The sequence below is a fragment of the Tenacibaculum holothuriorum genome (assembly GCF_002120225.1).
GTDB lineage: Bacteria > Bacteroidota > Bacteroidia > Flavobacteriales > Flavobacteriaceae > Polaribacter > Polaribacter holothuriorum.
In genome coordinates, this window is record NZ_LAPZ01000015.1 from 56280 (window position 1) to 81927 (window position 25648).

Below are 25648 nucleotides of genomic sequence, written 5' to 3' on the forward strand. Positions count from 1 at the left end.
ACAAATGAAAAAAATCTATTTATTACTAGTACTATTTATAAGTTTTTCTTGTAAACAGAAAGAAGCAATTAAAAAAATTACATACAATAATCCTGCAAAAAAAATGATAGCCAAAACGGTTAACAAAGTTGGAAATTATGAGCAATTAAAAAAGCTTAAAAATGTAGAATTTAATTACACTTTCTATCAACCTAGTAACAATAAAAAAGATATTTCTGTAGAACGTTATGTGTTTGATGGTGAAATTTCTTGGGGAAAATACACAACCCATCAAGTTTTTGTATTTCCAAAAAACAAAGAAATAGCTACTCAATATTTTAGTGAAAAAAATAATAAAGCATGGGTAAAATTAGGAGATCAATTTATGAAAGACTCCTCAACTTTAGCAAGTGTAAAATTTATAAGAAAAGCCAATTTTTACTGGTTTACAATGATGCAAAAGCTATTAGATGAAGGACTAACATATAAACTTCTTCCAGATAGAAAAGTAGATAATATAGACTATAAAATTATAAAAGTTGGTTTCGAAAAAAATATAGGAGAAGTTCAAGATGATTTTATACTATATCTGAATCCAGAAACTCATTTGGTAGATCAATTTTTATTTACCGTAAAAGGATCTAAGATACCACAACCTTTGTTAATGAAATCTTCGTATTCAACTGTAAAAGGCATTTCTATTATGACAAAAAGAGATATTTATATGGCTGATTGGGACGGAAATATAAAAGGAGATATTTTATTTCAACAAGTTTCAGAAAACATTAAATTCAATAATAATTTTGATGTGACAATGTTTGAAGAAAAGTAGGTAAGTTATTTAACAAACTCACTATTTTTGTGGTTTAATTTTTTACTTTGAATCACGACATTAGCTTTAAAAATATTAATAAACTAGCAATTCCAGCACTCATTGCTGGAGTTGCTGAACCTTTGCTTTCTACTACCGATTTAGCTATTGTTGGAAATATTGATTATAAAGCCACTGAAAGTATTGCTGCTATTGGAATTGTGGGCGCATTTTTATCAATGTTAATTTGGGTATTTGGTCAAACACGAAGTGGAATATCCTCTATTGTTTCACAATATTTAGGAGCAAATAAGTTAGACGAAGTAAAAAACTTACCCGCACAAGCTATTCTTATTGTAGTAAGTACAAGCTTACTTGTTTTAGGATTCAGTTATCCTTTTGCCAAAGAAATTTTTCAGTTTTACAATGCCTCAGGAACGATTTTAGATTTTTGTGTAGACTATTATCAAATTAGAGTCTTCGGATTCCCATTTACACTATTTGTAATTGCTGTATTTGGTACGTTTAGAGGTTTGCAAAACACCTATTATCCAATGTTAATTGCCATTATAGGAACTGTTGTAAACATTGGATTAGACCTTGTTTTGGTGTACGGAATTGAAGGTTATATCACACCCATGAATATTCAAGGAGCGGCTTATGCTAGTGTAATAGCCCAAATAACCATGGCAATAATATCTGGGTATTTATTACTTACCAAAACATCAATTTCTTTAAAAGTTGAATTTCCGTTTAATAAAGAAATTCCAAGATTTGTGGTAATGATTTTAAACCTATTTGTTCGTACCATAGCCTTAAATACTGCACTGTATTTTGCAACATCTTATGCTACCGATTACGGAAAGGAATATATCGCAGCTTATACCATCGGACTCAATTTATGGCTTATGGGAGCATTTATGATTGATGGATATTCAAGTGCAGGAAACATTTTATCAGGAAAATTATTAGGAGCTAAAGCCTATGATACCCTAATAAAACTGGGAAATAAATTGATTGTTTATGGATTTATTTTTGGAGGAGTATTAGCAGCCGTTGGATTTGTTTTTTACAATTTTATAGGAAGAATATTTACCAAAGAACCTTTAGTTTTAGAACAGTTTTACAATACCTTTTGGATTATCTTATTTATGCAACCCATATGTTCTATTGCCTTTATTTACGACGGAATGTTTAAGGGATTGGGAGAGATGAAATATTTACGAAATGTGTTATTACTTTCTACTGGGCTTGTGTTTATTCCTGTACTCTTAATATTTGATAATTTAGGCTACAAACTATACGCTATTTGGATAGCTTTTTACGGATGGATTATTGCAAGAGGAATTCCATTAATTTTAAGATTTAGAACAAAGTTCTTACCATTGAGCAAGTCAAATTAAAACTCCTTTTCAAAAACAATTTTTGTTTGTCCTTTTTCATTGCTATAAACCTGAACAATATCAAATCCATTTTTTAAATTCAAAATTAGCATAGGCTTATATTGATTCATTGATTTGGTTCTTAGTTTAGAAAATCTGCTTTTCCTTACCCATTTTTCTTGTAGTAAAGCCAAGGTTTTAGCAATTCCTTTTTTTCGATAATTTTCTAAAACACCACCTACCCAACTATAAAAAGTGTTTGGATTATATTGATAACCTATTTTAAACCCAACGGGAATATTTCCATCACAAGCAATTAAACAAAGTAACTGTGTTTTGGTTTCAATACGCTCTATAAAGAATTTAGGCTGTGCATCTTTAAAAATAGTAGTGTATAATGTAAGTAGCTCTTCCATTTGTTCTTGATTAGGAATACCTTCTATAACCGAATACTGTATTTGATCTTTCATAATTTCTCAAAAACTAAAATTAAGATTATTTTTGAACAAACTATAAAAAATGACAACAACAAGACCTAACGGAAGTTTATATACGCGCATAGAAAATAAAATTGCTACGGTTGAATTTGAGCACCCGGCAAGTAATTCATTTCCAAGTGAATTATTAGAACGTTTAGCCAACGAATTTGACACATTATCAACCAATGATGAGGCAGCAATTATTGTATTAAAATCTGAAGGAGAAAGAGCGTTTTGTGCTGGAGCTTCATTTGATGAGTTGGTAGCTATTGATAATTTAGAAGATGGAAAGTACTTCTTTTCTGGTTTTGCCAATGTAATCAATGCAATGCGTCGTTGTTCTAAATTAATTGTAGGTAGAGTACAAGGGAAAACCGTTGGAGGTGGCGTTGGTTTGGCAGCTGCTTGCGATTATGTATTGGCAACAGAAGCAGCTTCTATTAAATTATCAGAGTTTACTATTGGAATAGGACCTTTTGTAATTGCACCAGCCGTAGAACGTAAAGTAGGTGTAAGCGGATTAGCAGAACTTACCTTAGATGCTACTAGCTGGAAAAATGCATATTGGGCAAAAGAAAAAGGGTTATATGCTCGCGTGTTCGAAAATATTGATGAATTAGATAAAGAAGTTGAAATTTTTACAGAAACGTTAGCTTCTTATAATCCAGAAGCTTTAGATGAAATGAAAAAAGCTTTGTGGATAGGAACAGAACACTGGCAAGAATTGTTAATTGAAAGAGCAGAAATCTCAGGAAAATTAGTGTTATCTGACTTTACTAAAAACGCATTAGCAAAATTTAAAAAGTAAATTCGTACTTTCGACGAAAATAAAAAACAAAGACCATGGGTGGAGATTATTTATTTGCCGTTTTAGCTGCTTTAGTAGCAGTTGTGTATTTTTTTAATAAATATAGAGCAAACAAGAAGTTTAGAAGAAAATAAACATTTTTGAACAAAAAGAAGTAACAAATTAGTTGCTTTTTTCTTTCAAAAAGAGATGATGTATTATGAGCAAGATTAGAATAACCAAACAGTTTAGTTTTGAAACCGGACATGCTTTATACGGGTATGATGGTAAGTGTAAGAATGTACACGGACATAGCTATAAGCTTTCGGTAACGGTTATTGGAACACCAATATCAGATACTTCGAATGTAAAGTATGGAATGGTGATAGATTTTGGAGATCTTAAAAAGATCGTAAAAGAAGAAATTGTAGATGTTTTTGATCATGCTACAGTGTTTAATAAAAACACACCGCATGTAGAATTAGCAAAAGAGCTAAAAGATAGAGGACACCATGTAATTTTGGTAGGCTATCAACCAACAAGTGAAATGATGGTAATTGATTTTGCAGAGAAAATTAAAAGTCGTCTTCCAGAGAACTTGTTGTTACATTCTATTAAACTACAAGAAACAGATACTAGCTTTGCCGAATGGTATGCTAGTGATAATAATTAACAAAAAATCCTGCTTTTGCAGGATTTTTTGATTTTATATAATTAGGAATTACTTCCCGTTATATTCGTTCATTGTATTTGATAAGCCTGCGGTAATAAACGAAGTTATTGCGTTTACAGAGAAAGGAATACGTTCTATCATAGCGCTTTCTTCTTCTGCACTCCATTTACCTAATACAAAATCAACTTGACGCCCTTTTCTATATTCTGAACCTACACCAAAACGAAAACGAGGATAGGCTCCTGTGTTAAATTTATCTTGAATATCTTTAAGTCCGTTGTGCCCACCAGAGCTTCCTTTTCCTTTAATGCGAACTTTTCCGAAGTCGATATTTAAATCATCAGTAATAACCAATAAATTTTCTACATGAATATTTTCTTTTTTCATCCAATAGGTTACTGCTTTTCCGCTTAAATTCATATAGGTACTAGGCTTTAAAACAAAGACAGTCTTCCCTTTAATTTTTAGTTTGGCTATATCACCTAGTTTTTCGGTTTCAAAGCTTCCTTCGTGTTCTTTTACAAAGGCATCCACAATTTTAAAACCAATATTATGACGTGTTTCGTCATATTTTTCACCAATATTACCTAAACCTACAATTAAAAACTTTTTCATTGGATCTGTTTCTATTTCTATCTCTGTTTTGTCAGAAGTGTTAAATAACTTCTTTAAAAAGTTGAAAATATTCATGTTTTAAACTAAAAAAAGCGCTACACAAAGTAACGCTTTTATTTATTTTTAGTAGCTTATTTTTAAGCTTCTTCTGTTTCAGCAGCAGCTTTTGCAGCGTTACGAGACATACGTACTTGAGCAACCACAGTGTTATCTGGGTGTAAGAAAGTATATTTTTCGTTTGCTAATTCAGTTACATATAATTTGTTACCAATTTCTAACTCAGTAATATCTGCTTCGATAAAATCTGGTAAGTTAGCTGGTAAAGCTTTTACTTTTAATTTACGTAAGTTGTGACGTAAAGCACCACCTACCATAACACCTTTAGAAGATCCTACTAATTTTACAGGAATTTCCATCATTACTGGCTTATCTTCGAATAATTGATAAAAATCGATGTGTAAAATGTTGTCACTTACTGGGTGAAACTGAATGTCTTGTAAAACAGCAGCGTAAGTTTGTCCTTCTAATTCAATCGTTGCAGTATATACGTTTGGAGTATAAACTAACGGCTTGAATGCTTTTGCATCAGCTGAAAAGTGTACTGGCTTGTCTCCTCCGTATAATACGCAAGGAACCTGTCCAGCATTACGTAAGGCTTTAGTTGCTTTTTTACCTACGCTTTCTCTTTGAGATCCTTTGATTGTAATTGATTGCATTACTTAAATATTTATAAAATTTACATTAAAAACTCATCACTAATAGATGTGTTCTGTTGAACTTTTTTCATCACATCAGCGAATAAGGCGGCGCAAGATACAACTTTTATTTTAGAAACTTGCTTTTTTAAAGGAATTGTATCTGAAACAATTAGCTCTGTTAATTTCGAATTTTGAATTCGTTCATAAGCATTACCCGATAAAATTGGGTGTGTACAAATTGCTCGTACACTTTTTGCACCACGCTCTATCATTAAATCAGCAGCTTTGGTAAGTGTTCCTCCCGTATCAATCATGTCATCAACAAGAATTACATTTTTACCTTTCACATCACCAATCAATTCCATGTGAGAAATTACATTGGCTTTTAAACGCTGTTTATAACAAATTACTACATCACTTTCTAAGTATTTAGAATATGCGTAAGCCCTTTTAGAACCTCCCATATCTGGAGAAGCAATTGTTAAGTTGTCTAATTTTAAACTTTTTACATACGGAAGAAATATGGTAGATGCATACAAATGATCTACTGGTTTTTCGAAAAAACCTTGAATTTGATCAGCATGTAAATCCATAGTCATAATTCTAGTAGCACCAGCAGCTTCTAATAATTTAGCGGCTAATTTTGCACCAATAGCTACACGAGGTTTATCTTTACGGTCTTGACGTGCCCAACCAAAATAAGGCATTACAGCAGTAATGTGTCTTGCAGATGCTCTTTTAGCAGCATCGCACATTAACAACATTTCCATTAAATTGTCTGCTGAAGGAAAAGTAGAACCAATAAGAAATACTCTACGTCCTCTTACAGATTCTTCGAAGGCTGGTTGAAATTCTCCATCACTAAAATGAGTGGTTTTTACGTTACCTAATTCTGCACCGTATTTTGAGGCAATTTCTTCTGCAAGTTCTACGCTTTGAGAACATGCAAAAATTTTAGGGCTTAATTGCGTTGTAGCCATTTTATTGAATTGTATTTAGTTTGTGTTGTGTGTGGTGCAAAAGTATAAATTATTTGCAGAGTTTCGTTTAAAACTTAGGGTTAAAAGTAAAATAATTGCTAGATTTGTCGACCATTAAAAAGCCAAAGTGGTGGAATTGGTAGACACGTCGGATTCAAAATCCGATGTTCGCAAGAACGTGTGGGTTCGAGTCCCACCTTTGGTACTAAAAAAGCTGTTCATTTTGAACAGCTTTTTTGTTATGAGTTTAGATGATTTTTTGCTTGTTGATACTCTTCAGGAGTATTTACATTTCTAATTAGTTCGTCATCTACTTCAATAATTTCAATATCAGAATTGATCAACATTTTACGCGGACAAGAATATCCTTGTGCTAAATATTGCAATAGTTTCCCATAGGCTTTTGGTTCGTATATAGTAATTAATGGCTCTGGAAACTCCTTGCTTTTTCCTTTAACCGCTGTAGCTACTTTACTCGGGTTCCTTTTTTGTAATACTAACTGAATTAATTCTGAATTAACAAAAGGAAGATCGGTCGCTAAAACAAACCATGCCGAATTTGGGTCTTGCTGTAATGCAGAGCAAATTCCGCCAAACGGACCTAAATTTAAGAAAGTATCATGAATCTCTTCTGAATTGTTGTTGTTTTGAGCAACTGAATAAAAGGTTTTTAGTGAGCTTTCTTCTAATAATTCTTTTACATGTTTCTTTTGAGGCTTACCAAAATAGTTTAATTCAGCCTTGTCAGTTCCCATTCGAGTACTTTTCCCTCCAGTTAGTACCAATCCTTTTACAGGTGCAATGGTTTCTTTAATTAGGTTATGTATATGATTGGAAATTTTATCAATCTCATTAATTGAATAACTTGTGATGTTTTCAATATTCGGAAACTTTTCTTTTAAACAATCAAAATATGGTGTATTTGCATCTAATTTAATTATAAACTGAATGCTGTTAATTTGATCCATTCTCTTTTTAATAGAAGCTTCTTTTTCTGGATCTAAAATCAAGATTTGTTTGGAACCTGGATAATGGTTTCCGTTTACAAATACATAATCGTAGTTGTAAAACTGTAATCTTTGTTCATATTTGTTGATATAAGAAGAAGTATTAAGCTGTAAATTTCCTTCATGATGAAAGGTGTATTCAGATAAATGATTTGGTTCTACATCTTTTGCATGGGATGCATCAAAATAAGCCAAATTATAGTTGGATAATTTATTGGAAACTTGTGTAACAATATCGGCAATAATTCCACATTTAGCTCCTAAAACAACTACTTCGTTCGGAGCATTGGTATCGTTGTGTTTTCTTGCTAAGTTGGTATGTTTTTGATGCTTTTTATCCATTCTTAATATCTGATTTCCCTCCTGTTTTTTCAATTAATTTTATTTCTTTAATTACCATTTCTTGACTGATTGCTTTACACATATCATAAATAGTTAAGCAAGTAGCAGAAGCGCCTGTTAACGCTTCCATCTCTACTCCTGTTTTTCCTTCAATCGTTACTTTGCAAAACACTTCAAGGTGTTGATTGTCGGTAATATTGATATCAATATCTACTCCATTGATTAGCAAGGGATGGCACATCGGAATGATATCTGAGGTTTTCTTTACCGCTTGAATACCTGCAATAATAGCCGTTTGAAAAACGGGTCCTTTTTTGGTGATTAATTCATCGTTGTTAAAATGATTTATAATTTCTGAACCTAAAAACATGGTAGCTTTTGCAATAGCAACGCGTTTCGTGATTTTTTTATCAGAAACATTGACCATTTTAGGTTGGTTATGTTCGTTTATGTGTGAGAAATTACTCATAGTTAAGTTCTTTAATTTATTGAATAACGATTAATTAGAAGTAATAACTGAAGTTTGTGTAAGGGAATACTAAAATAATCTTTAGGATAAATTTTTAAGAGCTGTGAAGTAGCTTCTTTTGGATTTATGTTTTTAGTTTTCACCTCTTTTAGATAATTATTAATTTTAAAAGTTATTGATTTATTATAATCTGTTAAAGATTCAATTTTCTTATTGCATTCCAAGTTAAGTTCAACAAAATCTTTTGAAGTAATTTGATTTAAACTATCAATTAAAGAATATTTTATAATGGGTTTTGGAAAATCGTTTAACATTACTTTTTTAAAAAGTAAATAATAAGATTCATCAGAAGAAGATGCTAATACTTTTTTTTCAATTAAAAGGTTTTCGTATTTTTTTATATATTCTGTTAAAGTAATTCCTTTGTTAGGAAAGGTAGAAAAAAGACACTCTTGAGCTTTTTTTTCAATACTATAATTACTACTACAATTAAAAAAGATAAGTAGAACGATTAAATAAGAGAGTCTCATTTTTTAAATTTTAATAATTGAATAAACATTTCCTTTAATAAAATTTACTTCTTTTGTTTGTGGTAATTCAATAAACCCATTGGCTTCTACTAAACTAGCTAAGTCACCAGAACCGTTTCCTTTAATTGGAGTTGCTAATAATTGTCCTTTTTCAGAATGTAATTTTACTTGTAAATAGTAGGTTAAGTTTGGTTTAAAAATTACATCTTCAGTTAAAATAGCTGTTTGCGTACTTTCTGTTAAACCAACCGACTTTTTATACCAAGGATAAAAATAGACTAAACAATTCACAAAAGTAGAAACAGGATTCCCTGGAAACGCAAAAACTTTACAAGTATCCGTTTGTCCCATCCAAAACGGTTTCCCTGGTCGTTGAGAAACTCTGTGAAATAATTTTTTCACATCTAACTCGTCTAAAACTTCTGGTAAATAATCAAATTTACCTTTGCTTACTGCTCCAGAAAAAAGTAAGATATCGTATTCTTGTAAATATCTAGCGATTTTATCTTTTAAAACTTCTTTGTTGTCTGTAATATGAGCTGTTTCTGATGGAATATTTAATTCATTTAATAAAGAAACTAATGAATATACATTACTTCTTCGTATTTGATGTGCTTCTGGTGTTTCAGTTACATTCACCAATTCATCACCTGTAGAAACAATCATTACTTTAGGAAGTTTGGCAACTTTTATAGTGGCTTTTCCTACGGTAGCTAATACTCCAATATCTGCTGGAGATATTTGTTTGTTTTTTGGAATTAATACAGTTCCTTCAGTTTTATCAGAACCTTTGATGTGTATATTTTGTCCCTCCTTAATTTCAGAAAGATTCACTGTTGCCATTAGCGTTTCTATACTCACATCTTCGTAACGAATTACAGTATCGCAATTATTAGGTAATACTGCACCTGTCATTACTTCGTAACAATGCGCAGCGTTTTCCATCGTTTCTTGTGGACTACCTGCAGCTTGAACACCTTCAATCTTAAAATCTCGAACACCATATTGAAAAAAACGATAGTTAATGGCAATTCCATCCATAGCAACACGATTGAATGGTGGAAAATCTCTATCGGCAATAATATCTTCTTTTAAAATTCTACCATCTGATTCTAAAAATGGAATTTCTTCAATTCCAAAATCTTGTGTGTTACTTAAAATTATTTGTTTAGCTTCTTGTACTGTAATCATTTTTAGTTCTTTATTCTCTTGGGAATAGGAATTTTATTATGAGATTCCGAAACAAGTTCGGAATGACTAATTATACCATAGTTTTATTAAATTAACCACCAATTGTACTCATACTTTCAGAAACATTTCCTTTTCTATTCGCTTCTGCTATAAAACCGTTTTCTGGTTTTTCTTTTATCAGCTTTAAAAACAATTCTTTTAAATCGTCATTACTTGCTCCATCACGTATAAAATCACGAAGATTAAAAACACCATCGTCAAACAAACAATTTTTAAAAGTGCCTGTTGGTGTTATTCGAATTCGGTTGCAATCGTTACAAATAGTTCTGGTAAAAGCAGGAATAATTCCAAAAGAGCCTTTATGATTTGCTACTTTATAGTTTTTTGAAGTTGATGATTTTTCTGATGGAATTTCTTTAAAATCAAACTCTTGAGCAATGGTTTGTAAGATTTTGGTAAAACTCCATTTTTCTTCTGTGTTTCGCTGTCCTTTTCCGTTAAAAGGCATTTCTTCAATAAAGCGTACCGAAACATTTTTGTCTTTTGTCAAGGCAACAAAATCAACCAATTCATCAGTATTAAAACCAGATTGTACTACGACGTTTAGTTTTAAATTAAGTTTACTTTGTTCTAGTTTTAAGAAAGTGTCGTAAACTCCAGGAAACACGTCTCTACGAGTAATTATTGCAAATTTTTCTCTTTGTAAACTATCAATACTTAGATTGATATTCTTCACTTTTGGTAATTGCTCTAAAGTTTCAATATGATTTACAATTAAAGCTCCATTAGTAGTAATGTTTATGTCATCTAATAAATCGTTGAAAGACAACATTTCTAAGAAACCGATAAAATCTTTTCGTACAAAAGGTTCACCTCCCGTTAATCGAATTTTGTTCACACCTAATTCGGTAAGTACTCTTATAATTCGGTACATTTCTTTGTAGGTGAGGAGTTCTTTTCTGGGAACGATGTCAATTCCGTGAGCAGGCATACAATATTGACAACGCAAGTTACAACGGTCGGTAACCGCTAAACGAACATAGTTTATTTGACGTCCAAAAGTGTCTGTAAGCATACTCATAATGTAAAGGTATTAAACAATATTCATCTTTTTTAATAAAAAGGAAGCATTCATATTTTTACAAACTCCTTTTTTCATCTTATAATCAAAAAACAACTCGTCATTTATGATTTCTGCATCAAAATAATGATTCTCTATTTGTGACGAAAATTCTTCTGCTAATTCACATAAACTTACATCATGCGTGGCAATAATTCCTGTAGAATTTGATTTACTTAGTTTTTCAACAAACTTTTTAGAACCTAATGCTTTGTCTTTGCTATTGGTTCCTTTTAAAATTTCATCTAAGACAATAAAATAATTGTCGTTTGCAATCTCATCAACAATAAACTTTAATCGTTTTAATTCTGAATAAAAGTAGGATTCATCATCGGTTAACGAATCTGAAGTGCGCATACTTGTAATTAGTTTTATTGGAGTATAGTTATAGTTTTCTGCACAAACAGGAAGTCCGCAGTTAGCCATTATTATTGATAAAGATATGGTTCTAAGAAAAGTACTTTTACCTGCCATATTTGCTCCTGTTATGATGAAAAACTGTTCAGTATCTATAGTAAAATCATTATCAATTCTTTTTGCAGAATTTAATAATGGGTGTCCTAAATTTTTAGCATCAATTATTTTTGATTCTTTTTGAATATTTGGAAAAGCATAGTTCGGGTGATTATAAACAAAGTTAGCTAGTGAGTTTTGCGCATCGAAAAAACTCACAGTTTCAAACCATTTTGCTACTACGTTTTTATATTGAGCAATCCATTTTTCGGTTTTAATTGCATTTAGAATATCCCATAAAAACAATCCATTTCCAACAACAGCAATTATTAAGTTGTTTCGTTGATCAAAAGCGTCTAATATTTTAGAGAACTTTTTAAAAATAACAGAAGCTTTTTCATCTTCAGAAGTAATTTCTTGTTGTTTCTCTTTAAGTATGGTAGAAGAAAACTGTTGATTTTCTATTTGCTCTAAAAGTAAATAGTATTGCTTAAAAATATCCTTTGCGTGATTAGCATCAGTATACAGTTTTTGAGTCGTTTTTAACGTAGAAGCTGTTATTCCTAATCCGATAAAAAACCATAATAGCAACACTGAAAAACTAATAATTTTTAAAATTAATAGTACAATTAAAACAACTGAAATTATTGGAAATACTTTAATTGTAATTGATAAAAAACTTGGAAGATTTGAAGTGTAGTTTTGTATCCACTGTATGATTACCGAAGTTTCTTTTTTTGCTGAAACTAAACTTTCTAATGCTGAAAAATGTTGACGCCATTTTACCTTTGAAGAAAGTTCTTGTAGTGCTTTTTGTTTTTCAGAAATATTAGAAATATGATTGCTAGATAAGGTTTTAGCAAGTGATTTTTTACCATCATTGGTTACGGTTCTGTTAATGAATTGAAAGAAAGACCCTTTCCCAAATAAATCAATATCGTTACTAAAAAAATGTTGTGGATTGATAAACTCTTTTCCTGTGTCTAACTCACTATAACTACCATTTATCACCTCTATTTCTATAGTGTTGATGTTCTTTTTAGTTTCTATTATTTTTCGTTTTCCTTTTAATTTTTGGTGTAGGGTTACTAAAAAGATAAAAAGAGTAATTCCTACAAAACCGATTATAATAGGAATATTCGGAATTTTAAAAGTGTAATATATTCCAATTGCTGTAGCTAAAAACACGGTAAATCGTAGTATACGAACTCTTAAGATTCTATTTGAAATTTCAGTGTGTTTTTTATCTAATTCAACAAGTTGAGATTTATAAAAATAAATAGGTTTTTGCATTGTAAAATAAATAAGGGTAAAAGTACATCTTTACTGGGAATATATTTTTTAGAAGTCGTATTTTCGTTGTATGCCAACACCGTTAGAACTACAAATAAAAACATTACCCAATTCTCCTGGGGTATATCAATATTTTGATAAAGATGATGTAATTATTTATGTTGGAAAAGCTAAGAACTTAAAAAAACGGGTTTCGTCGTATTTTACTAAAAATCACGAGTACGGAAAAACACGTGTTCTGGTAAAAAAAATTGTTCGATTAGAACATATTGTTGTTGATACCGAGACAGATGCTTTGTTATTAGAAAATAACTTGATAAAAAAGTACCAACCACGATACAATGTAATGTTGAAGGATGATAAAACCTATCCGTGGATTTGCATTAAAAAAGAACGTTTTCCAAGAATTTTTAGCACACGTAGAGTAATAAAAGACGGATCAGAGTATTTTGGTCCATATACCAATGTTAGAACTGTAAAAGCTTTACTCGATTTAATCAAAGAGCTATATACACTTAGAACATGTAACTACGATTTAAGTCAATCTAAAATAGATGCTCACAAGTACAAGGTTTGTTTAGAATATCACTTAGGAAATTGTAAAGGTCCTTGTGAAGGTTTGCAATCTGAGGAGGAATATCTTCAAGATATTAAAGAAATCCGAAATATTATTAAAGGAAATTTTAAAGAAAGCTTACAGAAGTTTGAGAAAATTATGCTCGATTTTGCTGCTGAAATGAAGTTTGAAGAAGCGCAAAAAATCAAAGAAAAATTAGCGTCGTTGCAAAACTATCAAGCAAAATCTACAATTGTAAATCCGTCGATTAATAATGTAGATGTTTTTTCAATTATTTCAGATGAAACTCACGGATACGCTAACTTTTTTAAAATTATGAATGGAGCAATCGTTCAATCGTATACTACCGAAATAAAAAAGAAGTTAGATGAAACCGATAAAGAATTATTAGAATTGTTTATTGTTGAAACTCGTAATAGATTTAATTCGTTATCACGAGAAGTATATGTTCCTTTTGAAGTTGATTTAGGCGAAAAAATTAAAGTAAGTGTTCCGAAGTTAGGAGATAAAAAGAGAGTTGTAGAACTGTCAGAGCGAAACGCAAAGTATTATCGTCAAGAACAATTCAAACAAATAAAAATTGTTGATCCAGATCGTCATGTAAAACGAATTATGGGACAAATGCAAAAAGATTTACGTTTGCATGTTGAACCTAGACATATTGAATGTTTTGATAACTCGAATATTCAAGGAACAAATCCTGTTGCCGCCTGTGTGGTTTTTAAGGATGGAAAACCAAGTAAAAAAGAATACCGTCATTTTAATATAAAAACTGTAGAAGGTCCAGATGATTTTGCATCTATGGAAGAAGTTGTATTAAGAAGATATAGAAGATTGTTAGACGAAGACAAACCATTACCACAATTAATTGTAATTGATGGAGGAAAAGGACAACTATCATCAGCTTTAAAAAGTTTAGATGTTTTAGGTTTGCGAGGAAAAATAGCCATTATAGGTATTGCTAAACGATTAGAAGAAATTTATTATCCAGGAGATCCTGTTCCGTTGTATTTAGATAAAAAGTCAGAAACATTAAAGATAATTCAGTACTTACGAAATGAGGCGCATCGTTTTGGAATTACATTTCACAGAAATAAACGAAGTAAGAGTGCAATTCATTCTGAATTAGAGCAAATACCAGATGTAGGTAAACAAACCATTACCAATTTATTACGTACTTTTAAATCGGCAAAAAGAGTAAAAGAAGCTTCTTTAGAAGAATTGAAACAAGCAATTGGTAATTCTAGAGCTCAGAAAATTTATAACTATTTCCATAAAGAATAATCAAATGAAAAAATTGCTGCTATTTTTAATATTATTTCCTCTGTTGCTGTTTGCTCAAAGGCAACAACCTAAAGTTGGTTTGGTACTTAGTGGAGGTGGAGCCAAAGGGTTTGCACATATAGGTGTATTAGAAGCTATAGAAAAAGCAGGGGTGCAAATAGATTATGTTGGAGGTACAAGTATGGGAAGTATTGTTGGCGGATTGTATGCTGCAGGTTATTCTCCGAAGCAAATTCAACAAGTAATAGATAAAGAAGACTTTATGCAGCTTTTGCAGGATAAAGTTCCAAGAAGAGAAAAGCCATTTTTTAAGAAAAACTTTGGAGAAAAATATGCGTTTTCTTTACCGATTAAAAAAGGAGAAATCGGTTTGCCTTTAGGTTTGTCGAAAGGACAAAATGCACTTAATTTATTAACAGAATTATTAGCTCCAGTAGATGAGATTAACGACTTTTCTAAACTTCCAATCCCTTTTTATTGTATTGCTACCAATATTGAAAACGGTAAACAAGCTTTGTTAGAAAAAGGTTCTTTACCATTGGCAATTAGAGCGAGTGCCGCTTTTCCTTCGTTGTTAAATCCAGTAGAAATTGATGGTGAGTTATTGGTTGATGGTGGAATTGTAAATAATTTTCCTGCCGATGTAATGAAAGAAAAAGGAATGGACATTATTATTGGGGTAGATGTTCAAGGACAGTTGTTAAAGAGAGAAGAATTAGAATCTGTTGCTTCTATTCTCTTGCAGATAGTAAACTTTCAGATTTATGATAAATCTGCGGAAAGAGTTAAGCTTCTTAACGTCTATATAAAGCCAGATGTTATAGATTATAGCGTTGTTTCTTTTGATAAAAAAAAGGAAATTTTAAATGAAGGCTATAAGGTTGCTAGAAAGTATCAATCGGTTTTTGATAGTATTGGTAAACTTCAAATAAAGAAACCGAGACCTAAATTATTATTAAAAGAAGAAAAGTTTTTAATTGATAGAATAATTATTAACGGAAATAAAAATTATACTGATAATTACATTCTTGGTAAACTTCAACTAAAAAAAGGAGATAGCGTTTCTTATAAAAACATTTCAAAAAAGATAAATACGCTTACTGCGACCAATAATTTTGCAAGAATAGATTATCATTTAGATAAATCATTTAGCGGAAAAAGATTAAGTATTCTTGTAAAAGAGGATGATGTACAAACCTATTTAAGAATGGGGGTTCATTACGATTTATTGTATAAATCAGCGATTTTGGTTAATTACAATCATAAGAAACTTCTTTTTCAAAATGATGAACTATCTTTTGATGTTGGTATTGGAGATAGAATCCGTTATGATTTAGAATATCTAGTAGATAATGGATTAGCTCCTAGTTACGGTTTTTCTTCAAGATATAACTCTTTTAAGAGCACTTTTCCGTTTAATGAAACGGTAAATAACATTAATATAAAATATGAAGATTTTACCAATGCAATTTATATACAAACTACTTTAGATAGAAAGTTTGCTGTTGGTATTGGTTTAGAAAATAAATGGATTAAAGCTTCTTCTAGAACGATTCTGACCAATAATGGAGAAGACACATTGTTTGATGATAGTAATTACTTAAATTCATTTGCTTTCTTAAAACTAGACACATTTGATAAAGAGATGAATCCAACAAAAGGATTTTATGCAGATATAGGGTTTAAATGGTTTATGTGGTCCGATAGAAATGATATCTTAAATAAGTTGGCAGTTAATAGTGAAGAATTTCATCAATTTTCTCAACTACAAGGTAGTATAAGTTTTGCTACTACTTTTTGGGATAAGTTGACTTTTCAGTACATTTCAGAAGCAGGTTATACTTTAGGAAGAAAAGCATCTCAAGTATTTGATTTTCGTTTAGGTGGTTATAATCAAAACTATATTAATAACTTCAAGCCAATGTATGGTTATGACACTGCTGAACTTACTAATCAGTCGTTTTTAAGGTCTGAATTTAATTTTAGGTATAAAGTATTCAACAAACAATATGCAAGCTTTATAGCGAACTATGCGAGAGTAGAAGAAGATATTTTTGCTGGTGGAAGTTTGTTTAAAAACACCAAATCGGGTTATGCCGTTGGTTATGGAGTAGAAACTTTTTTAGGACCAATAGAATTAAAATACAGTTGGTCTCCAGACCATAAAGAACAATATTGGTTGTTCAATTTAGGATTCTGGTTCTAATGAAAACAAAAAATCCCGATTCGATAAGAATCGGGATTTTTATTTCATCATAAGATTTTTGCCTTATTTACTTTTCTTCTTCTTTTTAAAGAAAAATTTATATTGTAAATATTGGTAAGAATCTCTTGGTAATACTTTTATCCACTTTTTATGTTTCACAAACCATTTAAAACGAATAGAGTTAACTCCTTTGGTTAAATAAGCTGCGATAAAAGGATGAACGTTAAGTGTAATACTTGCATTATTACCATTATTCATAATTCGTTCTAATTCCCCTTCAATCTTATCAACCAAAACAATAGGAGCTTCTACTTCTCCATTTTTATTCGGATTCGGTTCGCGAGTTTTTATATGTAATTCAGGTCGTACACGTTGTCTTGTAATTTGTACTAAACCAAACTTACTCGGAGGTAAAATTTTGTGTTTTGTACGATCTAAAGACATCGCTTCTTTTAAGTGTTGATATAAAATTTGACGGTTTTCTGCCGATTTCATATCAATAAAATCAACTACAATAATACCTCCCATATCACGTAATTGTAATTGGCGGGCAATTTCTGTAGCAGCAATTAAATTAACTTCTAAAGCAGTTTCTTCTTGATTTTTAGCTTTGTTAGATCGATTTCCACTATTTACATCGATAACGTGAAGTGCTTCGGTATGTTCAATTACCAAATAAGCACCTTTGCTCATAGAAACTGTTTTACCAAACGATGTTTTAATCTGTCTTTCAATTCCGTATTTTTCAAAAATAGGAACTTGAGAACGATGAAGTTTTACAATGTTTTCTTTCTCAGGATATATTTCTTGTAAATATTCCTTGATTTCTAATTTTAATGTTTCATCGTTGGTAATAATGCTTGTAAAAGAATCGTTCATTACATCTCTTAATATTGAAGATGCTCTGTTTAATTCGCTTAAGATTTTTGTTGGAGTGTTATTGTTAGGTATGCGCTTGCATAAGCTTTTCCAACGATCTAACGAATTTTGTAAATCTTTATCGAGTTCTGCTACCTTTTTACCTTCGGCAACAGTACGTAAAATAAGCCCAAACCCTTTAGGTTTAATGCTTTTCGCTAATTTTTTTAAACGCTCCTTTTCTTTATTATCTTGTATCTTTTGCGACACAGATACTCTGTCTGAAAAAGGAACTAAAACTAAATATCTACCTGCTATCGATAGCTCAGAACTAATACGTGGTCCTTTAGTAGAAATAGGTTCTTTTACAATTTGTACTAATAAATTTTGACCTGATTTTAGTACGTCGTTAATGCCTCCGTTTTTGTCGATATCATCTTCTGAACGGAAGTTCTTTAAAGTGAATTCTTTGTATTTACCAGAGCTTACTTTTTTAATAAACTTATTTAAAGATTGTACTTGTGGTCCTAAATCATGATAGTGTAAAAAACCATCTTTAGGATATCCTACATTTACAAAAGCAGCATTTAAACCAGTCATTACTTTTCCTATTTTAGCAAGAAAAATATCACCGACCGAGAATTTATTGTCGCTTGTTTCTTTGTTTAATTCAATAAGTTTACCATCTCTTAATAAGGCAAAATCTATATCAGAAGAATTTGAACGAATTATTAATTCTGTTTTCATTCTGAATAGTTTTTATGCCATCGCTAATAAAGCGAAGACGGATTAAAATTGTAAACACAGTATATACGATACCATGTTATGTCAATGAACTTTTAGTGTAGCCTAAGCAAACGAAAAAGTAAGCTATTGCTTACTTTTTCTTATGACGATTTGCTCTTGCTCTTTTCTTTCTTTTGTGAGTAGAGATCTTAGCTCTCTTTCTTTTTTTACCACTTGGCATAATTAAAATGTTTTAGTGAACCCCTATAATTAGGGTTTGGTTAATACTTTATTATAAATAATTATTTTGTTTCTTCTACCTTTACCTTAGATTTTACTCCTTCAGTAAAAACTTTTGAAGGTTTAAAAGCAGGAATATTGTGTGCAGGAATCTTAATTGTAGTGTTCTTAGAAATGTTTCTTCCTGTTTTTTCTGCTCTTGTTTTGATAATAAAACTACCAAAACCTCTTAAATAAACATTATCGCCACTTTCTAATGCTTCTTTTACCTCTTCCATGAATGCTTCAACAGTCGCTAAAACATCTGCTTTTTCAATTCCACTTTTATCTGAAATTTTAGATACGATATCTGCTTTTGTCATTGTTTATATATTTTGTTTGTATAACTTTAAAAATCGAGGATGCAAATATATGATAATTAATCTATTCCGAAAATTTTTAATCTTAAAATTATCTAAGTAAAATAGTGTACTTTCGTGCTGCTAATTTCGTAAAATGATTTTTCATAACAAACTAATATACTGGTATTTACAAAAAAACCGCGATTTACCATGGAGAAAAACACAAAATCCGTACCATGTTTGGTTAAGTGAAATCATGCTTCAACAAACGCGAGTTGCACAAGGATTACCATATTTTTTGAAGTTTACAGAAGCTTTTCCAACCGTGTTCGACTTAGCAAAAGCCACTGAAGAAAGAGTGTTGAAACTTTGGCAAGGACTTGGGTATTATTCTAGAGCGAGAAACTTACATTTTACGGCAAAATATATTGCAAACGAATTAAACGGAGAGTTTCCGAATAATTATAAAGAGTTATTAAAGCTTAAAGGAGTTGGAGATTATACGGCAAGTGCAATTGCTTCTATATGTTTTAATGAACCAGCTGCTGTTGTAGATGGGAATGTGTATAGAGTGCTTTCTCGTTACTTCGGAATTAAAGCTCCTATCAATTCATCAAAAGGAATAAGAGAGTTTAAAGAATTGGCTCAAACGTTAATAAATGTTGAACAACCTGGAGTGTATAACCAAGCGATTATGGATTTTGGTGCGTTACATTGTAAGCCTCAAAATCCGTTGTGTAAAGATTGTGTACTGTCAAATAGTTGTGTGGCTTTGGAAAAGGGTTTGGTTAAAGAACTACCTGTTAAAGAGAAAAAAATCAAAGTCAAAAAACGATACTTTAATTATTTAGTCGTTGTAACGAATGATAATAAAACAATTATTGAAGAACGAAAAGGAAAAGGAATTTGGCAAGGGTTATATCAATTTCCTCTAATAGAAACTACAAAAAGTATTGAAATCAATGAATTGTTAGAAAACGAAGAATTTGATGCGCTGTTTCCTGAGCAAGCATCAGTTTCGTTATTTAATAAAAAAGAGATTGTGCATAAATTGTCGCATCAGCATTTATATACGAAGTTTTGGGTTGTAAAAACCGATAGCCATAAAAAAACTACGATTAATTGGAGCGAACTTGATAAATATCCAGTGCCAGTTTTAATAGATAAGTTTTTAAAAGAGTTCGAAATAGAGAAAAGGTAATTTTTGTATATTTGATTTTATCGAAAAACACAGCATATGGCAGGTACAATTAATAAAGTAATACTTATAGGGCATTTAGGCGATGAAGTAAAGATGCATTACTTTGAAGGAGGTAATTCGGTAGGGCGTTTTCCATTAGCAACAAACGAAACGTATACGAATCGACAAACGGGTGAACGAATTACAAATACCGATTGGCATAATATTGTTGTAAGAAACAAGTTAGCAGAGATTTGTGAAAAATACCTTACTAAAGGTGATAAGGTGTATTTAGAAGGTCGTTTAAAAAACAGACAATATGAGGTAGACGGACAAAAACGTTATACTACCGAAATTCATGTGCAAGAGATGACGATGTTAAGTTCTAAAAAAGAACAAGGAACAATGCCACAAGCTCAAACCAATGCACCAACGAATTCTGTAAATGAAGAACCCAATACATCATATACTGAAGATGATGATTTACCATTCTAAAAATAAATAAAACGATATTTGTTGGAACCTGATCCCGAACCATTACAATTGTTATTACTTAGTATAGATTATGTAACTATGCTCAACTCAGTAGTACTTTTGGTATTACTTATATGTTCTGCATTGGTTTCTGGTGCTGAGGTTGCTTTTTTTTCCATTTCATCAACAGAATTAGATTCACTTTCCGAAAAAACTAAAGGAAAAAGCACAGTAGTTAAGCTTTTAGAAAAACCCAAGAAACTATTAGGTACTATCTTAATAACAAACAACTTTATCAATATTTTAATTGTATTGCTATTTGCTTCGTTAGGAGAAGTGTTTTTTAAAGGATTATCGGGTACAATTAAGTTTTTGGTAGAGGTTGTTTTAGTAACCTTTTTAATTTTATTATTTGGTGAAGTTTTACCAAAAGTATACGCAACACGAAACTCGATGAAATTTGCTGGTTTTATGTCGAAGCCAATAGCTTTTTTAAATGCAGTTTTAACTCCGTTGAGTTCGGTTTTAATTAAGTTAACCAATATAGTTGAGAATCGATTAGGGAACAAAAACAACAATCTTTCGGTAGAAAAATTATCACAAGCTTTAGAACTAACTTCTGATGATGCCACTACAAAAGACGAACAAAAAATACTAGAAGGAATTGTAAGTTTTGGTAATACCGAAACTATTCAGATAATGAAACCAAGAACTGATGTTTGTGCAATTTCTAAAGATGCTAAGTTCGAAGAAGTGTTGTCAATTATTCTGAAAAACGGATATTCTAGAAATCCAGTATATGAAGAAAATATCGATACTATTGTTGGGATTTTATACGCCAAAGATTTACTAGCTCACTTGAATAAAAAGAAATTTCAATGGCAAGATTTACTGCGAGAACCGTTTTTTGTTCCAGAAAACAAGAAACTGGATGATTTATTAAGTGAGTTTCAAGAAAAGAAAAAACACTTAGCAGTTGTAGTAGATGAGTATGGAGGAACAAGCGGAATTGTAACTTTAGAAGATGTAATAGAGGAAATTGTAGGAGATATTAATGATGAGTTTGACGATGACGATTTAACCTACTCTAAACTCGACGAAAACAATTATATTTTTGAAGGAAAAATTACGATTAAAGATTTTTGTAGAGTGCTAGACGATGAAAATGAAGAGAAATTTGAAGAAGATAAAGGAGAAAGCGAAACACTTGCAGGTTTTTTATTGGAAGTTTCTGGGAAGTTTCCTAAAAAAGGAGAAAAAATAAATTATAGTAACTACACGTTTACTATTGAAGTAGTAGATAAAAAAAGAATTAAACAGGTTAAAGTAACAAGAAATGCGTAAGATTTTTGTATGGATGTTTTTTATGATGTTGATGATGAGTTGTAATGAAGAAACGTTGCCTAAACCAAAAGGATATTTAAGTTTAAACTATCCAGAAAAAGACTACAAAAAAATAACGGTTGAGCGACCATATTCTTTTGATGCAGCTACAAATTCAGAGATTAAAAATTTGCCTAAACAATGGCTTAAAGTTGAGTATCCTGAATTAAAAGCATCGGTAGATATTACGTACCGACCAGTAAAAGATAACTTAAGAGAGTTATTGGTAGAGGCAGAAAAGTTGGTGTATGAGCATGCTGTAAAAGCTGATCAAATTTCTGCTCCAATTGAATATGTAAACGATGAAAAAAAAGTATATGGTAGCTTGTATCAAATCTTAGGTAATGCAGCTTCACAAATACAATTTCATGCTACGGACTCTAGTAAAAACTTTATAAAAGGATCATTGTTTTTCTACACAAAACCCAATTACGACTCTGTTTTACCAGCTGTAGATTATATCAAAAAAGATATGATTAAAATGATGGAAACTTTGGAGTGGAAAAAATAGTGTTTAGAGGAGTGTTAAATAGAATAAATAGTCAATTTAAAGGCGCTTCTATTCTAGTTCTTTATAGGTGAGTTTAAAACTTAAGCTGTTAGGGATATTTAATTCTTCTCTCTTTTTATTGAACTGTTCTAAGTTTAGGTTAGAGTATTGGTTAGCTTTCTTTTTTCTTACTTCAATAATGTGGTAGTATGTAATACTCTTATCTATCCCATTTTTTTTGTTTTTTGGATGGCTTTTAGCTATGATATAATCTCCATTTTCTCCAACGGCAAAAACTGTTTCTGGAATAATTAATTGATAAGAATGTTCTTCAGAATGAAACCAAATACTCATTTCGTCAAGTTTATTATTGGCAAATAAAAAATAGTTGTTAGTAATTTCTTTTTCTACTAATCCAACTCCAAAATAACAAGATTGTAAGATAAGTAATAGAGATATTTTAATTGTTTTTTTCATTCTTTATGCTTAACTCTTCCTACTCTGCAACAATAAATAAAATTGCAATCCAAATAATACAGAACCCGCTAATAAATGTATAGCTTGTGTTCCTAGAGGAAATTCAGCATAATACATTAAAATACCTGTAATTGTTTCTAAAAAGATTAAGAAAACAATCCAATTAACAAGATTATATCCTAAGTTTTTTATCTGATTTAAATAGAACATTGCCAAGTTCACTAAAACAATCGCAATGGTAAACGATCGATGGAAATAAAACTTAAAACTAGGATTTAAAAGACTATATTGTTTATGTTCAAAACCATATAACCTTACTTGCTCATCTATAAATTGACGTACCTGAGTTCCCAAAGCAATTTGTATCAAAGAAAATACTACCGATACTATTAAGAGTTTATTAAAAACACTATTGTATTTCAGTTTATCACCTTGAGTAGGGTCAAAAGGCTTTTTGTTAACAATGTGCAATAACCATAAAAGCAGAGCTACAATGAAAAGACCAGCTACCATATGTATGGTAATTACAGTTGGCTTTAAATTAGTATCTACTACAGTTTTACCTAACCAAGCCTCAAATAACATAAGAGCGAATGCTCCTAAAGTAATAAGTGTGATTTTTTTATTCTCTTTCCAGAATGAAAAACACGTTATAACCAATAGCAAGAAAGGAATACCAGCCAAAGCAGAGGATAAACGATTAATATACTCTGTCCAAGTATGAAGCTTGTTAAACTTAGCATAGTTGTGTTTTGTATACTTACTCCAATTATTTAGGTTGAATTCAGTAGCAGTTTTTAAATCTTTTTCAGCAACAAATAATGCTTCATCCTTTACGATAATCATTCCTTTTTTATAGTCTTTGTTAGGTTGCCAAGTTATTTGTTCTTCAGATGTTGGTGGAATGTAATACCCGAAGCATTTTGGCCAATCAGGACATCCCATTCCAGATCCTGTCATTCGTACTACAGAACCCGCTAAAAAGATTACATAAATTGCTATTAAAGTTATTTTAACTAGTAAAGGAAAGTGTTTTTTCATGTGATTTTTTTTTGACTCAATTAAACGTCAAAACTTGTCTGCTAAATCTTTTGCAAAGATAAATGAAAAGGTATAAAAAAAGCTTCTACATTGTAGAAGCCTTTTATGAATAGTAAATATAAATTACGCTGTTTTTTCGTCTTTTTTAGAGTGACAGTCCTTTTTGCAATTCTCCATACATTCTTTCTTATCTCCTTCTTTGTCGCATTTTTCTGCACAAGCTTTATCGCAAGATTTTTTACCACCTTCAGAGGTTTTGTATAAATCTCCACCAATACCTTCAACAAAAGCCATTAACTCTGCTTTGTTCGTTTTGTTAGCATCGAATTTTACTTTCGCAATACTATCTGCAAAAACAACTTTAGCTTCTAAAACACCTTCTTTACCAGATAGGTCTTTCGCTATTTTTCTTGCACAACCTATTTCGCAAGTCATTCCAGAAATAGCAAAACTAGCTTCTTGTACGTTAGCTGCTACCTCTTCTTTTTTAGGTTGATTTTCTTTTTTTGCTTCTGTTTTACAAGAAACCATTGTAAAACTAACTAAAGCGACGATGTAAAATATTTTTAAGAATTTCATTATTCGGTTTAATTATAGAATTATAGTGCAAATTTATTAATAATTGAGTTTGTTTCCGAAGATTTATCCGACTTTTGTTATTTCTCAGCAATTACGACTATGAATACTCAGAAATTAAAATGGATTTATCTCGTTATTCTTTCATTAATATGGGGAAGTTCTTTTATCCTTATAAAAAAGGGTTTGATTGGTTTGACTCCCATTCAGTTAGGAGCAATTCGCATGCTAATTACTGCAATTTTTTTACTACTGATAGGCTTTAAGAGCTTAAAGAAAATTCAAAAAAAACATTGGAAGTATGTTGCATACACAGCAGCTTTAGGTACATTTTTTCCTGCTTTTTTGTTTGCCTTTGCAATTAAAGGAATAGATAGTTCTATTTCTGCAATTTTAAATTCACTAACGCCTTTTAATACATTTATTTTTGGAGCAATGGTGTTTGGTTTTACCTTTAAGAGAAAACAATTCATTGGTATTTTAGTTGGATTAATAGGTACAATTATTTTAATTTTGAAAGGAGCAGCGCTAAATCCAGATCAGAATTATTGGTATGCTATATTGGTAATTATTTCTTCGGTAGGATATGCTTTTAATGTGAATATTGTAAAAAAATATTTATATGATTTAGATGCTTTGGCAATAACAACAGGTAACTTTTTATTGCTAATTGTACCAGCCTTTTTAGTGTTAGTGTTTTCTGGCTTCTTTTCTACTTTCGAAATTAATGAACAAACCACATCGGCTTTGGGTTATATTACAATCTTATCGGTAATTGGAACAGGAATAGCAAAGGTGATGTTTAATAAAATGGTACATATATCATCGCCAGTTTTTGCTGCTTCAGTAACCTATTTAATTCCTATTGTAGCTGTTATGTGGGGAATTATTGATGGAGAAAAATTAAGTTTAATTCAATTGTTAGCAGGAGGAGTTATTTTGTTTGGTGTTTGGTTGGTAAATAAGGCAAAATAAAAAACCGCAGC

The 25648-nt window shown here is 30.9% G+C and carries 26 protein-coding genes and 1 tRNA gene; 12 read left to right on the plus strand and 15 right to left on the minus strand.

Translation table 11 applies throughout. From position 1 onward, the window contains the following. Window positions 1-4: 4 nt before the first annotated feature. A complete protein-coding gene (locus WH52_RS13390; protein ID WP_086031471.1) occupies window positions 5-811 on the plus strand; it encodes a hypothetical protein in 807 nt (268 codons plus the stop codon). Window positions 812-858: 47 nt separating this feature from the next. Further along, window positions 859-2193 carry an MATE family efflux transporter gene (locus WH52_RS13395; protein WP_086031472.1) on the plus strand — a complete coding sequence of 445 codons (1335 nt, stop codon included), beginning with the start codon at window positions 859-861 and terminating at the stop codon, window positions 2191-2193. On the opposite strand, the gene WH52_RS13400 is transcribed toward WH52_RS13395, so the two are convergent. Beyond that, entirely contained in the window at window positions 2190-2642 is a 453-nt protein-coding gene (locus tag WH52_RS13400) for a GNAT family N-acetyltransferase (protein WP_086031473.1), read from the minus strand. The two genes, WH52_RS13395 and WH52_RS13400, sit on opposite strands and share 4 nt — an antisense overlap. Before the next feature lie 49 nt (window positions 2643-2691). On the opposite strand from WH52_RS13400, the gene WH52_RS13405 reads away from it, so the two are divergent. Together WH52_RS13405 and WH52_RS13410 are read left to right on the plus strand one after the other, a co-directional pair. Then, a complete protein-coding gene (locus tag WH52_RS13405; RefSeq protein WP_086031474.1) occupies window positions 2692-3459 on the plus strand; it encodes an enoyl-CoA hydratase/isomerase family protein in 768 nt (255 codons plus the stop codon). Window positions 3460-3658: 199 nt separating this feature from the next. Then, window positions 3659-4111, plus strand: a complete 453-nt coding sequence (locus tag WH52_RS13410) for a 6-pyruvoyl trahydropterin synthase family protein (protein ID WP_086031475.1) — start codon at window positions 3659-3661, stop codon at window positions 4109-4111. Window positions 4112-4159: 48 nt separating this feature from the next. Here WH52_RS13410 and pth read toward each other — a convergent pair whose 3' ends face one another. From pth to WH52_RS13425, 3 genes are all read right to left on the minus strand, one after another. Next, window positions 4160-4795, minus strand: a complete 636-nt coding sequence (pth, locus tag WH52_RS13415; protein WP_394335052.1) for an aminoacyl-tRNA hydrolase — start codon at window positions 4793-4795, stop codon at window positions 4160-4162. Window positions 4796-4863: 68 nt separating this feature from the next. Beyond that, window positions 4864-5442: a 50S ribosomal protein L25/general stress protein Ctc gene (locus WH52_RS13420; RefSeq protein ID WP_086031476.1), complete on the minus strand. Its 579-nt coding sequence runs from the start codon at window positions 5440-5442 to the stop codon at window positions 4864-4866. Between the two features lie 20 nt (window positions 5443-5462). After that, window positions 5463-6404 (minus strand): ribose-phosphate pyrophosphokinase, encoded by a 942-nt coding sequence (locus WH52_RS13425; RefSeq protein WP_086031477.1) that lies wholly within the window; start codon window positions 6402-6404, stop codon window positions 5463-5465. Window positions 6405-6525: 121 nt separating this feature from the next. On the opposite strand from WH52_RS13425, the gene WH52_RS13430 reads away from it, so the two are divergent. Next, window positions 6526-6609, plus strand: a tRNA-Leu gene (locus tag WH52_RS13430). Between the two features lie 34 nt (window positions 6610-6643). Here WH52_RS13430 and WH52_RS13435 read toward each other — a convergent pair. The 6 genes from WH52_RS13435 to WH52_RS13460 all read right to left on the minus strand — a co-directional run bounded on the left by WH52_RS13435 (window position 6644) and on the right by WH52_RS13460 (window position 12809). After that, window positions 6644-7786, minus strand: a complete 1143-nt coding sequence (locus WH52_RS13435; protein WP_233131571.1) for an NTP transferase domain-containing protein — start codon at window positions 7784-7786, stop codon at window positions 6644-6646. Beyond that, window positions 7746-8222 (minus strand): cyclic pyranopterin monophosphate synthase MoaC, encoded by a 477-nt coding sequence (moaC, locus tag WH52_RS13440; protein WP_086031479.1) that lies wholly within the window; start codon window positions 8220-8222, stop codon window positions 7746-7748. Before moaC ends, WH52_RS13435 begins: the two co-directional genes overlap by 41 nt. Before the next feature lie 11 nt (window positions 8223-8233). Beyond that, entirely contained in the window at window positions 8234-8752 is a 519-nt protein-coding gene (locus WH52_RS13445) for a hypothetical protein (protein ID WP_086031480.1), read from the minus strand. Window positions 8753-8755: 3 nt separating this feature from the next. Then, entirely contained in the window at window positions 8756-9943 is a 1188-nt protein-coding gene (locus WH52_RS13450) for a molybdopterin molybdotransferase MoeA (RefSeq protein ID WP_086031481.1), read from the minus strand. 91 nt (window positions 9944-10034) lie between these two features. Further along, window positions 10035-11024: a GTP 3',8-cyclase MoaA gene (moaA, locus tag WH52_RS13455; RefSeq protein ID WP_198938444.1), complete on the minus strand. Its 990-nt coding sequence runs from the start codon at window positions 11022-11024 to the stop codon at window positions 10035-10037. A 12-nt stretch (window positions 11025-11036) separates the two neighbouring features. Then, complete coding sequence (locus WH52_RS13460; RefSeq protein ID WP_086031482.1) at window positions 11037-12809, minus strand: MutS-related protein; 1773 nt, start codon at window positions 12807-12809, stop codon at window positions 11037-11039. 70 nt (window positions 12810-12879) lie between these two features. On the opposite strand from WH52_RS13460, the gene uvrC reads away from it, so the two are divergent. Beyond that, entirely contained in the window at window positions 12880-14670 is a 1791-nt protein-coding gene (gene uvrC, locus WH52_RS13465) for an excinuclease ABC subunit UvrC (protein ID WP_086031483.1), read from the plus strand. Between the two features lie 4 nt (window positions 14671-14674). Further along, window positions 14675-16876 (plus strand): patatin-like phospholipase family protein, encoded by a 2202-nt coding sequence (locus tag WH52_RS13470; protein ID WP_086031484.1) that lies wholly within the window; start codon window positions 14675-14677, stop codon window positions 16874-16876. 63 nt (window positions 16877-16939) lie between these two features. Here the strand turns inward: WH52_RS13470 and WH52_RS13475 are convergent, their stop codons facing one another. Together WH52_RS13475 and WH52_RS13480 are read right to left on the minus strand one after the other, a co-directional pair. Next, window positions 16940-18481 (minus strand): Rne/Rng family ribonuclease, encoded by a 1542-nt coding sequence (locus WH52_RS13475; protein WP_086031485.1) that lies wholly within the window; start codon window positions 18479-18481, stop codon window positions 16940-16942. Between the two features lie 281 nt (window positions 18482-18762). Beyond that, window positions 18763-19062, minus strand: a complete 300-nt coding sequence (locus WH52_RS13480) for an HU family DNA-binding protein (RefSeq protein WP_086031486.1) — start codon at window positions 19060-19062, stop codon at window positions 18763-18765. A gap of 133 nt (window positions 19063-19195) precedes the next feature. On the opposite strand from WH52_RS13480, the gene mutY reads away from it, so the two are divergent. Genes mutY through gldD form a run of 4 tightly spaced genes read left to right on the plus strand, consistent with a single transcriptional unit; the run spans window position 19196 to window position 22589 of the window. Beyond that, entirely contained in the window at window positions 19196-20242 is a 1047-nt protein-coding gene (gene mutY, locus WH52_RS13485; protein WP_086031487.1) for an A/G-specific adenine glycosylase, read from the plus strand. A 36-nt stretch (window positions 20243-20278) separates the two neighbouring features. Then, a complete protein-coding gene (locus WH52_RS13490) occupies window positions 20279-20716 on the plus strand; it encodes a single-stranded DNA-binding protein (RefSeq protein ID WP_086031488.1) in 438 nt (145 codons plus the stop codon). A 21-nt stretch (window positions 20717-20737) separates the two neighbouring features. Further along, window positions 20738-22039 (plus strand): gliding motility-associated protein GldE, encoded by a 1302-nt coding sequence (gene gldE / locus WH52_RS13495; RefSeq protein ID WP_198938445.1) that lies wholly within the window; start codon window positions 20738-20740, stop codon window positions 22037-22039. Further along, window positions 22032-22589: a gliding motility lipoprotein GldD gene (gene gldD / locus WH52_RS13500; RefSeq protein ID WP_086031489.1), complete on the plus strand. Its 558-nt coding sequence runs from the start codon at window positions 22032-22034 to the stop codon at window positions 22587-22589. Before gldE ends, gldD begins: the two co-directional genes overlap by 8 nt. 48 nt (window positions 22590-22637) lie before the next feature. Here gldD and WH52_RS13505 read toward each other — a convergent pair whose 3' ends face one another. The 3 genes from WH52_RS13505 to WH52_RS13515 form a co-directional block, all read right to left on the minus strand. Further along, window positions 22638-23045 (minus strand): DUF3997 domain-containing protein, encoded by a 408-nt coding sequence (locus WH52_RS13505; protein WP_086031490.1) that lies wholly within the window; start codon window positions 23043-23045, stop codon window positions 22638-22640. A 9-nt stretch (window positions 23046-23054) separates the two neighbouring features. Then, window positions 23055-24086, minus strand: coding sequence for a COX15/CtaA family protein (locus tag WH52_RS13510; protein WP_086031491.1), 1032 nt, complete (start codon window positions 24084-24086; stop codon window positions 23055-23057). Window positions 24087-24209: 123 nt separating this feature from the next. After that, a complete protein-coding gene (locus WH52_RS13515) occupies window positions 24210-24665 on the minus strand; it encodes a cation transporter (RefSeq protein WP_086031492.1) in 456 nt (151 codons plus the stop codon). 99 nt (window positions 24666-24764) lie between these two features. Between WH52_RS13515 and WH52_RS13520 the strand changes: the two genes are divergently transcribed. After that, the gene (locus tag WH52_RS13520; protein WP_086031493.1) at window positions 24765-25637 is read left to right on the plus strand and encodes a DMT family transporter; all 873 of its coding nucleotides are present in this window, start codon (window positions 24765-24767) and stop codon (window positions 25635-25637) included. The last annotated feature ends 11 nt before the right edge of the window (window positions 25638-25648 follow it).